Annotated in this window: 13 protein-coding genes; 4 read left to right on the top strand and 9 right to left on the bottom strand. The window is 64.8% G+C overall.

Annotated elements, in window-relative coordinates:
* The first annotated feature begins 19 nt into the window (after nucleotides 1-19).
* Nucleotides 20-871, top strand: a complete 852-nt coding sequence (locus B4920_RS20380) for an SDR family oxidoreductase (protein ID WP_079436521.1) — start codon at nucleotides 20-22, stop codon at nucleotides 869-871.
* Between the two features lie 32 nt (nucleotides 872-903).
* Here B4920_RS20380 and B4920_RS20375 read toward each other — a convergent pair whose 3' ends face one another.
* From B4920_RS20375 to B4920_RS20360, 4 genes are all read right to left on the bottom strand, one after another.
* Nucleotides 904-2,559, bottom strand: coding sequence for a PepSY domain-containing protein (locus B4920_RS20375; RefSeq protein ID WP_079436520.1), 1,656 nt, complete (start codon nucleotides 2,557-2,559; stop codon nucleotides 904-906).
* A gap of 14 nt (nucleotides 2,560-2,573) precedes the next feature.
* The gene (locus B4920_RS20370) at nucleotides 2,574-2,864 is read right to left on the bottom strand and encodes a hypothetical protein (protein WP_079436519.1); all 291 of its coding nucleotides are present in this window, start codon (nucleotides 2,862-2,864) and stop codon (nucleotides 2,574-2,576) included.
* A gap of 1 nt (nucleotide 2,865) precedes the next feature.
* The gene (locus B4920_RS20365; RefSeq protein ID WP_079436518.1) at nucleotides 2,866-3,138 is read right to left on the bottom strand and encodes a hypothetical protein; all 273 of its coding nucleotides are present in this window, start codon (nucleotides 3,136-3,138) and stop codon (nucleotides 2,866-2,868) included.
* 81 nt (nucleotides 3,139-3,219) lie between these two features.
* A complete protein-coding gene (locus B4920_RS20360; RefSeq protein ID WP_079436517.1) occupies nucleotides 3,220-5,385 on the bottom strand; it encodes a TonB-dependent siderophore receptor in 2,166 nt (721 codons plus the stop codon).
* 313 nt (nucleotides 5,386-5,698) lie between these two features.
* On the opposite strand from B4920_RS20360, the gene gstA reads away from it, so the two are divergent.
* Nucleotides 5,699-6,304 carry a glutathione transferase GstA gene (gene gstA / locus B4920_RS20355; RefSeq protein WP_079436516.1) on the top strand — a complete coding sequence of 202 codons (606 nt, stop codon included), beginning with the start codon at nucleotides 5,699-5,701 and terminating at the stop codon, nucleotides 6,302-6,304.
* Between the two features lie 78 nt (nucleotides 6,305-6,382).
* Here gstA and B4920_RS20350 read toward each other — a convergent pair whose 3' ends face one another.
* The 3 genes from B4920_RS20350 to B4920_RS20340 all read right to left on the bottom strand — a co-directional run bounded on the left by B4920_RS20350 (nucleotide 6,383) and on the right by B4920_RS20340 (nucleotide 8,846).
* On the bottom strand, nucleotides 6,383-7,324 hold the full coding sequence (locus B4920_RS20350; protein WP_216819967.1) for a fatty acid desaturase: 942 nt from the start codon (nucleotides 7,322-7,324) through the stop codon (nucleotides 6,383-6,385).
* A gap of 99 nt (nucleotides 7,325-7,423) precedes the next feature.
* A complete protein-coding gene (gene blaOXA, locus B4920_RS20345; RefSeq protein WP_079436514.1) occupies nucleotides 7,424-8,197 on the bottom strand; it encodes a class D beta-lactamase in 774 nt (257 codons plus the stop codon).
* Between the two features lie 208 nt (nucleotides 8,198-8,405).
* The gene (locus B4920_RS20340; RefSeq protein ID WP_079436513.1) at nucleotides 8,406-8,846 is read right to left on the bottom strand and encodes a GNAT family N-acetyltransferase; all 441 of its coding nucleotides are present in this window, start codon (nucleotides 8,844-8,846) and stop codon (nucleotides 8,406-8,408) included.
* Nucleotides 8,847-8,999: 153 nt separating this feature from the next.
* Here B4920_RS20340 and B4920_RS20335 point away from each other — a divergent pair, with 153 nt between their 5' ends.
* The gene (locus tag B4920_RS20335) at nucleotides 9,000-10,952 is read left to right on the top strand and encodes a PhoX family phosphatase (RefSeq protein WP_079436512.1); all 1,953 of its coding nucleotides are present in this window, start codon (nucleotides 9,000-9,002) and stop codon (nucleotides 10,950-10,952) included.
* A 179-nt stretch (nucleotides 10,953-11,131) separates the two neighbouring features.
* A complete protein-coding gene (locus B4920_RS20330) occupies nucleotides 11,132-11,566 on the top strand; it encodes a lysozyme inhibitor LprI family protein (RefSeq protein WP_216819966.1) in 435 nt (144 codons plus the stop codon).
* Nucleotides 11,567-11,927: 361 nt separating this feature from the next.
* On the opposite strand, the gene B4920_RS20320 is transcribed toward B4920_RS20330, so the two are convergent.
* Both B4920_RS20320 and B4920_RS20315 read right to left on the bottom strand, forming a co-directional pair.
* Complete coding sequence (locus tag B4920_RS20320) at nucleotides 11,928-12,461, bottom strand: DUF1697 domain-containing protein (RefSeq protein WP_079436510.1); 534 nt, start codon at nucleotides 12,459-12,461, stop codon at nucleotides 11,928-11,930.
* Between the two features lie 22 nt (nucleotides 12,462-12,483).
* Entirely contained in the window at nucleotides 12,484-12,864 is a 381-nt protein-coding gene (locus B4920_RS20315; protein ID WP_139379582.1) for a hypothetical protein, read from the bottom strand.
* Between the last annotated feature and the right edge of the window lie 4 nt (nucleotides 12,865-12,868).

Below are 12,868 nucleotides of genomic sequence, written 5' to 3'. Positions count from 1 at the left end.
AAATAAAGGAAGTCGCATCATGATCGTCGTTACCGGCGCCTCCGGCCAGCTCGGCCGCCTCGTCATCGAGAACCTGCTGCAAACCGTTCCCGCCGCCCAGATCGTCGCCGCCGTGCGCACGCCGGCCAAGGTCGCCGACCTCGCTGCGCGTGGCGTGCAGGTCCGCGAGGCCGACTACAACCGGCCGGAAACCCTAGCCGCCGCCTTTGCCGGCGCCGACAAGCTGCTGCTGATCTCCTCCAGCGAAGTCGGCAGCCGCCTGCCCCAGCACCGTGCGGTGATCGACGCCGCCAAGCGCGCCAAGGTCGGCCTCATCGCCTACACCAGCCTGTTGCACGCCGACACCTCGCCGCTGCCGCTGGGCGCCGAGCACAAGGCCACCGAACAGCTCATCGTTGAAGCCGGCCTGCCGGCGGTCATCCTGCGCAACGGCTGGTACACCGAGAACTACCTGGCCAGCATCCCGCCGGCGCTGCAATACGGTGTGGTGCTCGGCAGCGCCGGCGAAGGGCGCATCGCCTCTGCCGCCCGCGCCGATTACGCCGCTGCCGCGGCCGCCGTTCTCACCCGCGACGGTCAGGCCGGCAAGGTCTATGAGCTGGCCGGCGACGAGTCCTACACGCTGGCCGAGCTGGCTGCCGAGATCGCCCGCCAGTCCGGCAAGGCGGTGGCCTACCAGAACCTGCCCGAAGCCGACTTCAAGGCTGCGCTGCTCGGCGCCGGCCTGCCGGAAGGCCTCGCCGCGCTGCTGGCCGAATCCGACATCGGCGCCTCCAAGGGCGGCCTGTTCGACGACAGCCACCAGCTCAGCCAGCTGATCGGCCGCCCGACCGCCGGCCTGGCGGCGCTGGTCAAGGCCGCGTTGCAATAAGCGGCGGCGCGGGCCGGCGCCTTGCCGGCCCGTCAGCGCGGAGTTTGTGCCGCCGGCACGCCAGCCTCCGGCCTGGCCTGGGCGCCGCTGGCGGACCACACGCTGTCCGGTGCCCCGCTGCGGACGCGTCGCGCCGTCGCCCGGGCCATCCACGCAAAGGCTGCGGTACCGGCGAGCGCCGTGGCATCCACCCCCAGGCTGGCTGCCGACGTGTGCGTCCACATGCCGAGGACCGGCAGGCTCCAGGCGAGCAGGGAGGTCAGCGGAATGGCCGCGGTGATGGTGGCCGCCAGCCACAGCAGATGGACCGACGCGCGTGCCGCACCGCGCAGGAAGGCCCAGCCGATGCTGGCGAAGAAGGTGCCGTAGTACAGCGCCGGCAGCCATGCGTTGGCATCGCCGGCCAGGCCGTGCAGCCATTTACTACCGACAATCGCCAGCGAAACACCGCAGATACAGCCCAGGCACACGCCGACGGTGGCGGCGGCCATCAGGCGCACATCCAGTCGCTGGGCCGGCAGCTCGCCGCCCTGGCGCGCCTGCTTCTTGCGGCGGCTCTCGACCCACAGCAGGTTTCCGCTATAGAACAGCCAGGCGCCGGCCAGCCCGAGCAGGAAGTACATCCACTGCACCGGCGTGCCGCCGAAGGCCGCCATGTGCAGGGCGAAGAAGCTGCTGATGAACAGATTGGGCGTGCTCTGCCGGCCGGGCAGGGAATCGCTGCCGACCACCTTGCCGCTGTAAGGATCGACTGCCGCAAAGCCGCCCCGCGCCCGCGGCGAGACGGCCGCCGCGTCCTTGCCCCATACCCGTACCACCGCGCGCGGCCCGCCAACCTGCTGGTACTGCAGCATGGTGGGCTCGAAGCCGGGCGAGAATTCCCGCACCCGGGCGAGGATCTCCAGCGGCGGCAGCATCGTTGCCGGATCGCGTTCGGCCGCACCGGGCGCCGGCCGCTGCCGCTGGAAGGCGGTCCCCCACTTGCCGTCGTGCAGCAGCCTGTCCTGCACCGCATAGATGCCGTCGTGATAGGCGAAGACCACCGCCGTCAGCGCCATCACCAGATGGAAGGGCAGGCTGACGATGCCCACCACGTTGTGGGCGTCCAGCCACATGCGCTTCAGGTTCTTGCCGACCCGCAGCGCGAAGAAATCCTTGACCAGCGACGGCAGGAGCACCACCACGCCGGACACCAGCGCCAGCGCGTAGAGCGCCGCGACGACGCCCATCACCCAGCGGTTCGGATCGCTGTCCGCCGGCAGGCCGACGACGCGGTGCAGCGTGTCGATGAAGGACGCCAGTCGCGACGGGTGGGTCTCCTCCACCTGCGCCGCACCGTAGGCGTCCAGCGTCGCCGCGTAGTGGCGGACCTGGCTGTCGTCGTGATCGTCGGCATCCGGGTTGCGCACGTGCCAGCCCAGGCGGGCCGGCACGTTCTCGGCATCCTGCACATAGAGGGTGAAATCCCGGGCCGCCGCCGGGTGCGCGGCCAGGGTGCCGACGATCAGCTGCTGTGCGTCTTCCAGCGCCACCGGGCGGATTGCGCCCGGCGGCGAGGCCCAGCGCGCCAGCGGTTCCTTGAAGACGGTCAGCGCGCCGGCGTAGAAGGCGATGAACAAGGCCATTCCGGCGATGATGCCGGTCCACGTATGGACCGCTTTGTAGATGCGGACGAACTCGCTTCTCATGGTGTGATGTCCGGTCAGGAAAGGCGCAGGGCGGACAGGGCGCCCAATACCAGCGCCCCCGTTCCGCCCAGCCACAGCCAGGCCCGCAGGCCGCTGGCAAAGAAGAACACGCCGCCCAGCACGCCCAGCCAGATGGGGGGCACCATCCACATGGCCAGCTGCCCGCGCACGGAGAGCGGCATGTCGGTGCTGAACTGCAGGAACAGGCCGCTGCCGCCGAGCCCCAGCACGGCGCCCAGCACCAGTCCGGCCAGGGTCTTGGACAGCCAGTCGCGGCGGATCGGCGAATGATTGGCGGTGGCCATGTCAGCGCCCCTTTCCGCGGCCGAAGAACGCGCCGACATACGGAAGCAGCGCAAACGCCAGCATCAGCACCACCACGAAGGCGAAGCTGGCGGTGAGGGTCTGCATGTCCTGCGCCAGGCCCAGCCAGCCGGCGGCCAGCAGGGCCGTGCCGGCAACCCGCGCAGGGCGGGCCGGCCACTGCGCGGCGAGCAGGCGCTGGTTGGGGGAGGCCAGGTAGAGGCCGGCGCAGCCGAGCAGCGACGCGGCCAGGCCGATCAAGGTGAATGTTTTCATGTCGAAGGAGTCCTGCCTTTCGGACCGGATGCGGTCCGTTCGTTTACCGGGCGTGTTCCAGGAACAACTGCCGTGCGGCCATCAGAAGTCCATCGTCGCGGAGGCGGTGATCGTCCGCGGAGCGCCCAGGGTGGCTATCGAATAGCTGTCGCTGAAGCTGCCCGACCAGTACTGCTTGTCGAACAGGTTGTTGATGTTTACGCGCAGCACCACCTTGCGGCCATCCATGCGGGTGGCGTAACGGGCGCCGACGTCGAGGATCGTCCAGCTGGGGATCTGCTGGCGGTTGGCGGCATCGAGATACTGGCTGCTGGTGCTCACGACGCGGCCGCTGAGGGTCAGCCCGGAGAGCCACGGCGTGTCCCATTCGGCGCCCAGGTTGCCTTGCCAGCGCGGTGTGCCGATGGCCACGTTGCCGTCGTACTGGCCGTAGGCGGTCTTGGTCTGCTCGCCCTGGGAATAGGTCGCGCCGCCGAGCAGGCGGACCGTGCGCGTCAGCTCACCGAAGGTATTCCACTCCAGCCCGCGGACCCGCTTCTCGCCGTCGTCGGTGTAGGTCGGGTTGCTGCTGCTGCCGAGCGCGACCATCGTCGGCTTGGTGATCTCGAACAGGCTGACGGTATTGGTGAAAGTGCCGACCTCCCATTTGACGCCGGCCTCCTTCTGGTCGGTCTTGTAGGGCGCGAACACAAAGTTCCGGTTGGTCGCCAGCGTGTCGGTGACCGTGTCGCCCTTGCTCAGCCCCTGCACGTAGTTGGCGTACAGCGAAACCTTCGGCCCCCAGGGCTTGATGACGGCAGCCAGCGCCGGCGTGACCACGCTCTTGTCGTACTCGGCCGTCACCGCCCCCGTGGTGGCGTTGTAGTTGGTGGTCTTGATGCTCTGGTTGCGCAGGCCCACGGTCAGCCGCAGGCGGTCGTCCAGCAGCGACAGCGTATCGATCAGGGCCAGGCTGGAAAGCGTCGTGTCGCTGGTCTTGGGCGCCACGCCCGGCGGCGTCGGCATCACCAGTGTGGTGACCGGGTTGTAGATGTTCGACGTGGCGCTTGCCGAATTGGTGGCCGAGCCGCTCTCCTGCTCCAGGTTGCTGGCGTGCAGGACCAGCTCGTGCGCCACGCTGCCGGTGCCGAAGCGTGCGCGCAGCCCGCCCTCGGCCGACACGCTGTCCGTATAGGCCCGCGTGCCGTTGGTTGCCGCCGTGAAGCTGCCGTTGGCGGCGATCGTGCGCGCATGCGTCCCGTTGATGAAACCCGTGGACTCGAAGTTCATCACCCCCACGCCGGCAAAGGCGGAAAGCTGCGAATTGAACTCGTATTCGGCGCGGGCCATCACGGCCTTGCTCTCCAGCGTGCCGCTGGCACCGCGGAACAGGTTGGTGTGCGGATCGGCGGCTTTCGGCACCGGGATCGTGCTCTGGAACCAGTACATCGCCGGTGTTCCGCCGGCAAACGACTCCTTGCTGTAGTACGCATCGAGGGACGCGGTCAGTGCGCTGCTGCGGTAATCCACCGCTGCCGAAAGGAACTCGCGCTTCTTGGTCTGGCCGTCCAGCTCGGTGTTGCCGTCGCTGAAGGCCCCGTTGATGCGCACGCCCACTTCCTTGCGCTCGCCGAAGCGGCGCCCCGCATCGATGCTGGTGCCGAACTGCCCCTTGGACTGGTAGCCCACGGACAGGCGCGTCAGGGGATCGTCGGCCGCCCGCTTGGGCACCAGGTTGATCACCCCGCCGACCCCGCCGCCCGGCGGCATGCCGCTGAACAGTGCGCTCGGCCCCTTCAGCACCTCCACCCGCTCGACGGCTTCCAGCGGCGCGTGGCCCACGGGCGCCAGCCCGAACATGCCGTTGATGGCCAGTTCGGAGGAATTCACATCGAAGCCGCGCACCCGGTAGTTCTCATAAGCGTGGCCGCTCGACGTCGTGAAACGCACCGAGGGATCGTTGGCCATCAGATCGTAGAGCGTCCGCGCCTGCTGGTTCGCAATCAGCTCGGCGGTATAGCCGGTGATGTTGAACGGGGTGTCGATGACCTCCTGATTGCCCAGCGCGCCCAGGCGGGCGCCCTTGGCCACCTGGCCGCCGGCGTAGGGGGCCGGCGCATCGGACGGGCGTTCCGCGTTGGCGGCAACCTTCACCGCCGGCAGCGTCGCCTCGTTTTCCGTAACTGCATCGGGAAGCGCTTGTGCCGCCGCCCAGGGGGATTGCGCAAGCATGCTCATCGCCAGCGCGAGCGGAGTCATTCGCCGCATCGTGTTTCTCCTTGAATAAACACTGGCTGGCGAGGGCTGGCTTGTGTGCTGTGGTTGTTTACCTGGTCAGAATGGATTTGCCGGTCGATGACCGTCAGACATCATGCGAAGATTCTAAACGAGAACGGTTATCAACAAAAGACCTCCTGAACCGTCCGTTCTTGCTCTGCAGCAAGCAGCGCCGTTAGCAGGCGGTCTTGATCCGCTGCTATCTTAGCGACCGGCCGGCAGTGCCCCCCGTTGGGGCAGCGCGTCGGCCGCTTCCTGTTCCAGACCACAAAAACTGCGCCTCCGCGCGCACCAAGGAGACTACGTGAAGCTCTATTTCAAACCCGGCGCCTGTTCCCTGTCCCCGCACATCGCCCTCGAAGAAGCCGGCCTCAAGTACGAGACCGAAATCGTCGACCTCGCCACCAAGGTCACCGGCAGCGGCGCCAACTACCTCGAAGTCAATCCCAAGGGCTACGTGCCCGCGCTGGTCCTCGACTCCGGCGACGTTCTCACCGAAGGTCCGGCCATCGTCCAGTACATTGCCGACCTCGTCCCAGAAAAGAAGCTCGCGCCCCCCAACGGCAGCCTCGAACGCTACCGCCTGCAAGGCTGGCTCAACTTCGTCGGCACCGAACTTCACAAGTCCGCTACCGCCTTCTTCTACCCGCTTAGCAAGGACGACTGGAAAGCCGCCGCCAGGCTCAACCTGGAACGCCGCTTCGGCTACTTGAACGAACACCTCGCCGACAAGCCCTACCTGCTCGGCAATGACTTCAGCGTCGCCGATGGCTACCTGTTCACCGTGCTGGGCTGGATGAAGTTCATCAACTTCGACCTCAGCCTCTACCCGAACCTGATCGTGTTCCATGAACGCGTCGGCGTGCGGCCTGCAGTGCAGGCGGCGATGAAGGCGGAAGGCTTGGTTTAATGAATCGTGCCGGCGGGAAGCGCCGGTTTCCTACTCTTTGAGTTAGGGAAAGCGCTTCTCTGCGGCGGTCCTGCTTGCTCAGGCTGATGCTGTCGTCAAGTGCTTCAGATATGCGCCGTAGCCGTGGAATACGGCGCCGTCGTCGACCAGGCCGGCATCTCTGAACATCTGATGGACTTTGGGCAGTTCGGAAAATGCGAGCCCGGGGAAGTAGTGGTGGTAGATGTGCAGGGAGAAGTTGAGGTTGGGCAGGATCAGTTTTTCCCACCAGCGCAGTTCGATCAGTGGCGTGGTGTCGGTCACAAAACCGTTTTCGTGGTTGTACTCGTGTTCGCAGAGCGCTCCCCAGCGGACGATCAATTGCATGACCGTGAGCAGAGGCAACAGCCAGTACAGGAGTGCCAGTTTCCAGGTTCCGGTGGCCACCAAGATGCCGATGATGGCGAGTAGGTAGACCGGGCGCACCCATTTCGGATTGACGCCGCGGCGCTGGAACGTCACCAGCCCGCCCGCGATGCGTTTGCCGCGTATTGTGGCAATTACGTTGAGCCCCGACAGGTCTTTGAGGGCGAGTTTCAGGAGTTGAAGCCTGGTTTTCGGGAAGCTCCAGTCAGGACCGGATTTTCTCAGGTGGTCCGGGTCATTCTTGCTGAAATAGTCGCGGTGGTGGGCCAAGTGGACCTGGGCGTAGCCTTCGACCGTCAAGACGAGTAGCGGGTATGCGCAGAAAAGGTTGACGATGAGGTCACCGAATTTGTGACGATAGCCCGCCATGTGCGTTTGGTCGTGCACCAATAGCCCCAGGATGTTCATCCGTGTTGCGACGATGAAAATCGCAAGCAGTGTGGCCCACCAGGTGTCAATCCATTGGGCGAGGCCGATCGATCCGAAGATGACGATCCAGGCCGTCAGCAGCGCAAAGGTGAATGGAGCAGGTTTGGCACCGTTGAGTTCTTTGACGCGATTGACCAGGTCGGTCGGTAGCGCATCCTTTTCGATGCGGATTGGGATGGGTAGCACTATCGGTTCCTACAGAGCAATTTCGATCGGGAATGAAAACACGCCCCCCGGACTCGTGCGGAAACGGTGCTCGAGGGGGAGTGTTAACCAATTTCTGCCTCAGCGGAAGGCGCCTTTTTCCGCCAGCACGGCGCGGGTGATGGCCTGGCGCAGGGGCGCGTCCTTGTCGGAGCGCAGGTCGAGGTTGGTGGCGAACAGCCAGACTTCGCCGCGGCGTTCGACGTAGCCCACATACCAGCCTATCTGCGGTTGGCGGCGGGCGGCCCAGCCGGTCTTGGCGAAGAGGCGGTACTGGTCGGTCTGCTCGGTGAGCATCACGTCCTGCAGAACCTGGTGGGCGTGGGGGCCGAAGGGCAGTTGCCGCAGCACGATCTTCTTCAGGAAGGCGATTTGTTCCTGAGCGCTGAGCTGCAACTGGTCGGACAGCCAGAAGGTGGTGAGGTCGAAGGGCTCGGCGAGGACGCCGTAATCGGCCTGGCGGAGGTAGCGCCGGTAGGTGTCGGCGCCGACCTTGCGTGCAATCTCCTGGTAGCACCACACACAGGAGAGCTTGAAGGCCGAGGCGAGGGTCTGGTCGCGGTTCCAGTCGGGAATTTCACGTTCGACGCCGTCCCACTTGAAGGGGGTGTCGCGGTCGGCGACGACCCATTCCTGGGCGGCGATCAAGGTGTTGAGGATCTTGAAGGTGGAGGCCGGCGGATAGCGCCGGGCGGCGCGGGCGTCGTCATGGATGTAGGTCTGCCCGCCGTGCAGGGCGGTGAGGACCATCGTGCCCTCCACGCCATGGGCCTGGAAGATCTTGGCGATGCCCTCGTCTTCGGCCTGGGCCAGCATCGGTAGTGCGAGGGCGAACATCAGCAGCAGGGCTTTCATTGCATCGGGGTATGTCGTTGCGATGGGGGAGGTATCGCACGGCATCCGGTATGCCCGCTACGGAGGAGTTCACATTTTTCGGATTGGGAAGGGTCGTGATGGCCCGGGAGGTGAGGGGCTGGTCGAGGCGCTGCGAGCGAGGCGGCTCAAAGGTCCGCTCGACTGAAGGTAAAAGGCCGGGCGTTATCGGGAAGTCTGGCCGTTCCGTTCATTCCCCCTCGGCAGGCCTTGCAAACAGCAGATAAGGGCCGTCCGGTGAATCGCCGTCGGCGACGGCCTGCCAGCCCTGGTGGATGTAGAAGCCGATGGCGTTGGCGTTGGCCTTGAGGCATTTCAACGTTGGCGTGGCGGCGGTGAAATAGGCCGAGCAGTGGGTCAGCAGGGTCTTGCCGACGCCACGGTGCTGGAAGTCCGGATGGACGAATAGGGTGTGCAGAAAGCTGTCGGGTTCCCAGATGGAGGCGAAGCCGACCGGTACGCCGTCGGCCAGCGCGACGAGAATGCATTCGTCCTGGGTGTCGGTGTCGAAGTCGACGGGCTGGAAGGCCGCCGCGTCCCGCCACGTGAAGGCGGCGCGACGGGAGCTGGTGTAGATCTGGCGCAGTGCGTCGCGGTCGCCTTCTTCGAATTCACGGATCGTCAGTCGCATGGTCTGGAGAGGCCCGGTCGTGGAGGGGCGCTTGCGGGAAGGGCGGTATCGTACGCCGCGCTTTCCCCCGGGGCGAGAAAGCTGTCATCAAGCTTTCACGGTCGGCGCTGATGATTGCGGCCTTTACGCAATCTCACTGGAGTCGTCACTGTTATGAGTACCTTGCCGGATTCGTCCCGCCGCCACCTTCTGAAGCTGATGTCGGGTGCCCCGTTGCTGCCGTTCTCCTCTGCCATCGCCGGGGCGTCCGCGTTCCTGGGCGGCTGTGGCGGCAGCGGTGGTTCCGATGCGCCGGTGGCGCTCTCCAGCGTCAGCTTCAGCAGTATGCCGGCGCCGACACTGGCCAATCCGGCTGCGATGGCCACGACGACGGTGGGTTCCGTGATGTCGGTGAGCTTTGCCGATTCGAGCAAGCTGGACTTCACGCTGGCCTACCAGCCTTTCTTCATCACCGGCGACTTGGTGGCCGACGGCAAGGGCGGCAAGATCCTGGCTGGCGGCTATTACGACATCAACAACCAGCCGATCATCGATGCGACGGTGCCTGGCCAGGAGCGCCAGTATTTCTCCGATTCCCCGGACGGCACGTCGCTGCTGACCGTCGAGGGTGCGAAGGTCGACGGCGTGAAGGGCAAGCCGGTGTTCGCCGTGGTGCAGTTCGAGTACACCACCTGGGCGCAGGACGGCAAGACCGACATGTACGGCAAGCTGCCGTCGCCGATTGCTGTGCTGACCCTCGACCAGGACACGGCCACCGGCAAGCTGTCCCTGGTGAAGTACCACAACGTCGATACGTCCAAGGTCAATGGCCTGTGGATCACCTGTGGCGCCAGCCTGTCGCCGTGGGGCACCCATCTGTCGAGCGAGGAGTACGAGCCGGACGCCTTCGTGGCCAGCAACGCCCAGCTCAAGGCCTTCAGCAAGAATCTGTTTGGCAACGAGGCGACCGCCAACCCCTATCACTACGGCCACCTGCCGGAAGTCACCGTCAACACTGACGGCACCGGCTCGATCAAGAAGCACTACTGTCTGGGCCGCATCTCCCACGAGCTGGTGCAGGTGATGCCGGATCGCCGCACGGTGTTCATGGGCGACGACGCGACCAACAGCGGTTACTTCGTGTTCGTTGCCGACAAGGAAAACGACCTGTCCGCCGGTTCCCTGTACGTGGCCAGGGTCGGTGCCGGTTTCTCTCTCGATCCGGCGGCCGCCGCGGCGTCGCTGTCGTGGATCAAGCTGGGTTCGGCGACGAGTGCCGAGATCAAGGCCCTGGTGGACGGCGGCATCCGGCCGACCGACATCATGGACGTGCGCAGCGCCGATCCCGCCGATGCGACCTTCCGCAAGGTGACCTCCAACGGCAAGACCGAGTGGATCAAGGTCATCAACGAAAAGGCCGCCGCCTTCCTGGAAACCCACCGCTACGCGGCCTACGTGGGCGCCAGCATGGGCTTCACGAAGATGGAAGGCACGACGGTCAACATCAAGGACAAGGTGGCCTATTCCGCGCTGCAGAACTGCCAGGACTCGATGGTCGTCGGTGGCAAGGGCTACACCGCCGGCAACGGCATCTCCCTCGACAAGGCCCTCAAGGCCGGTGCGGTGATGGCCCTCAACCTGAAGGGCGGTATCAAGGACGACAAGGGCGCGGCCATCAACAGCGAGTGGATGCCGGCGGATACCAAGGCGCTGCTGGTCGGCGAAGACATCGCCGCCGACGCGCTGGGCAACACCGGCAACCCGAACAAGGTCGCCAACCCGGACAACCTGAAGTTTTCGGAGAAGATGCGCACCCTGTTCATCGGCGAGGACAGCGGCCAGCACGTCAATAACTTCCTGTGGGCCTACAACATCGACACCAAGGTGCTGTCGCGCATCATGTCGATCCCCGCCGGCGGCGAATCGACCGGCCTGCACGCCGTCGATGAGATCAACGGCTGGACCTACATCATGAGCAACTTCCAGCACCCGGGCGACTGGGGCAGCATCCACAACGTCGTCAAGGACACGCTGGATCCGCTGATCAAGGCCAACTACAAGAACAAGTCCGGCGCCGCGGTGGGCTACCTGACGGGTGAGTTGAAGCAGTTCAAGCTGGCGAAGTAAGTGATGCTGCGGGCTCGTTGAACACGGGCCGCGAGAGCGTATCTCGAAGTGCGTTGTTTGCCCGGCCTCTGCAAGGAGGCCGGGCGTTCTTGTTCGGTGAGGGGAGAGTATTGAAAATTATGCCTATAGGATTAATCATGCGACGGCGCTGATTAGGGGAGGGCTGGGCGATGTGTGTGATGAGATGGGTCGGTTTGGGTTTGGCGGTTTGTCTGCCCCAATTTGTCTTCGCGACTCCAACCGGCCTTGTGCCGAGCGAACGCTCCATACGCGAGGAATGTGGTGCCTTCTCGCAGGCTGGAATGCGGGATTGCCTGGCGAAGAAGGCCGATGAAAGTGCGAAAGCCTTGATGCGGGCCGAGCAAGACGCCGTCGGAGTGCTCAGCCAGTGGGATGACGACAGAAAATACGTTGGCCTGGCCAAAACGAAACTTGCTCGAGCAAACAAGGCATTTGCCAAATACCGGGAGGTTCAATGCGGGTTTTTCGCTTCACTGAGTGGCGGTGGAGCCGGAAATTCGCACGAGATGAGGCGGCTGGCCTGTATGGCGGAACTCAATAGCCGACGCGCCGAGCAGCTTAGTAGCGCGGTTCACGAATTGCCACTGAAATGATCGGTATGACACACGTTCGTTCCCCGGAAACGGCTGTGCCTCGTCTGTAGCTGAGCTGGCCTGTCTGCATCAAGATTTCTGGAGGCCAGGCGCTTCCTGGTTTCGGCTGGCGTCTAAAGTGAGAACTGCCCATTGGCATTTCTTTCATTCAAACCGCCCTGGCAGGAGATGACCATGTCCATCGAAAAGGTCTTGTACCGTGTCCATGCCACTGCCACCGGGGGGCGAGGCGGCCGTGCCGAGTCGTCCGATGGCGCGCTCAAGGTCCCGTTTCTAATGCCACGCGCGGCAACATCGACGTGTGGCTGACGCGCGTCTGAGTAGATGCGCCCGTCTGGCCGGCGCTGCGGCCGGGTGGGCACTAAGGCCCGGCCAGTTCGCGGAGCTTGCAGACCGTCCGCCAGTTGCGGTCCGTCATTGGTACGCCGAGCAGGCGTTCGCTGCCGGCAGCCAGTTTGGAGCGGCCGACGCCGTCGGGGGCGTGGAGGTAGAACACGTTTCCGTCAAGCAGGAAGCGCTCATTGTCCTTCTTGAGGCTCGCCAGCTTTTGCAGGTCTGGCGCAGGGGGCGTGGCGGCCAGGAAGCCGAGGTGCAGCGATGTGGGTTCGGCCTCCGCCTCGGGAAACGGATTCCGCTCGCAGGCCCGCAGGATGTCCTTCCGGCTCAGCAGCAGCACCTGGGGTTCGAAGCCATACTGTTCCCCGATTGCCGCCACCAGTCGTGCGGCAACCGGCACGGCGTCGCCGGCATGGCGGAATACCGCGTTGCCGCTCTGGATGTAGGTGTGGATCTCTGTCGCGCCGATGTGTTCGAGCAGTGTCGTCAGGGATTTCATCGGCAGGGTGTTCTTGCCGCCGACGTTGATGGCGCGGAACAAGGCGATATAGGTGTGCATGGGTTATCCGCTGTTTGCCCGTCTATTCCATTTCGCGCAGCTTGTGTTTCTTGACCACGTCGCGGGCATCGAACTGGACGATGAGTTCGTAATGGGTCTGCAGGTTGTGGGCCGTCTCGATGGCGTCCAGGGCGTCTCCGAGTACGGGGATCATGCCGAGCACGAAGGGCACTTCCATCTTGCCGCTGTAGACCCAGATGTTCACGCCATCTTCGCGGATTTCCTCGGTTGGCGCACCGAAGCGTTCCTGGATGTCCTTCTTGGTCGTTTGGCCGGTGACGATGGCCGATTGCCGTTCCTGCAGGCGCGCGCTGGGGCTGATCGTTGTGCAGGCGCCCAGGCTGGCGAGGAGGAGTGCGCTGAGCAGTCCCGGTAGAAGGTGTCGCATGCGGGATCGATGCATCGCT

It is taken from the genome of Zoogloea sp. LCSB751, from assembly GCF_002028455.1.
In the GTDB taxonomy this organism is placed as follows: domain Bacteria; phylum Pseudomonadota; class Gammaproteobacteria; order Burkholderiales; family Rhodocyclaceae; genus Zoogloea.
The sequence above is the reverse complement of the archived record's forward strand: the minus strand, read 5'-3'. Positions and strand labels throughout refer to the sequence as shown.

What these genes read in the sequence shown, in the direction of transcription:
- B4920_RS20380 (WP_079436521.1), top strand. Translation starts at nt 20, where the DNA reads ATGATCGTCGTTACCGGCGCCTCCGGCCAGCTCGGCCGCCTCGTCATC.
- B4920_RS20375 (WP_079436520.1), bottom strand. Translation starts at nt 2,559, where the DNA reads ATGAGAAGCGAGTTCGTCCGCATCTACAAAGCGGTCCATACGTGGACC.
- B4920_RS20370 (WP_079436519.1), bottom strand. Translation starts at nt 2,864, where the DNA reads ATGGCCACCGCCAATCATTCGCCGATCCGCCGCGACTGGCTGTCCAAG.
- B4920_RS20365 (WP_079436518.1), bottom strand. Translation starts at nt 3,138, where the DNA reads ATGAAAACATTCACCTTGATCGGCCTGGCCGCGTCGCTGCTCGGCTGC.
- B4920_RS20360 (WP_079436517.1), bottom strand. Translation starts at nt 5,385, where the DNA reads ATGCGGCGAATGACTCCGCTCGCGCTGGCGATGAGCATGCTTGCGCAA.
- blaOXA (WP_079436514.1), bottom strand. Translation starts at nt 8,197, where the DNA reads ATGAAAGCCCTGCTGCTGATGTTCGCCCTCGCACTACCGATGCTGGCC.
- B4920_RS20340 (WP_079436513.1), bottom strand. Translation starts at nt 8,846, where the DNA reads ATGCGACTGACGATCCGTGAATTCGAAGAAGGCGACCGCGACGCACTG.
- B4920_RS20335 (WP_079436512.1), top strand. Translation starts at nt 9,000, where the DNA reads ATGAGTACCTTGCCGGATTCGTCCCGCCGCCACCTTCTGAAGCTGATG.
- B4920_RS20330 (WP_216819966.1), top strand. Translation starts at nt 11,132, where the DNA reads ATGAGATGGGTCGGTTTGGGTTTGGCGGTTTGTCTGCCCCAATTTGTC.
- B4920_RS20320 (WP_079436510.1), bottom strand. Translation starts at nt 12,461, where the DNA reads ATGCACACCTATATCGCCTTGTTCCGCGCCATCAACGTCGGCGGCAAG.
- B4920_RS20315 (WP_139379582.1), bottom strand. Translation starts at nt 12,864, where the DNA reads ATGCATCGATCCCGCATGCGACACCTTCTACCGGGACTGCTCAGCGCA.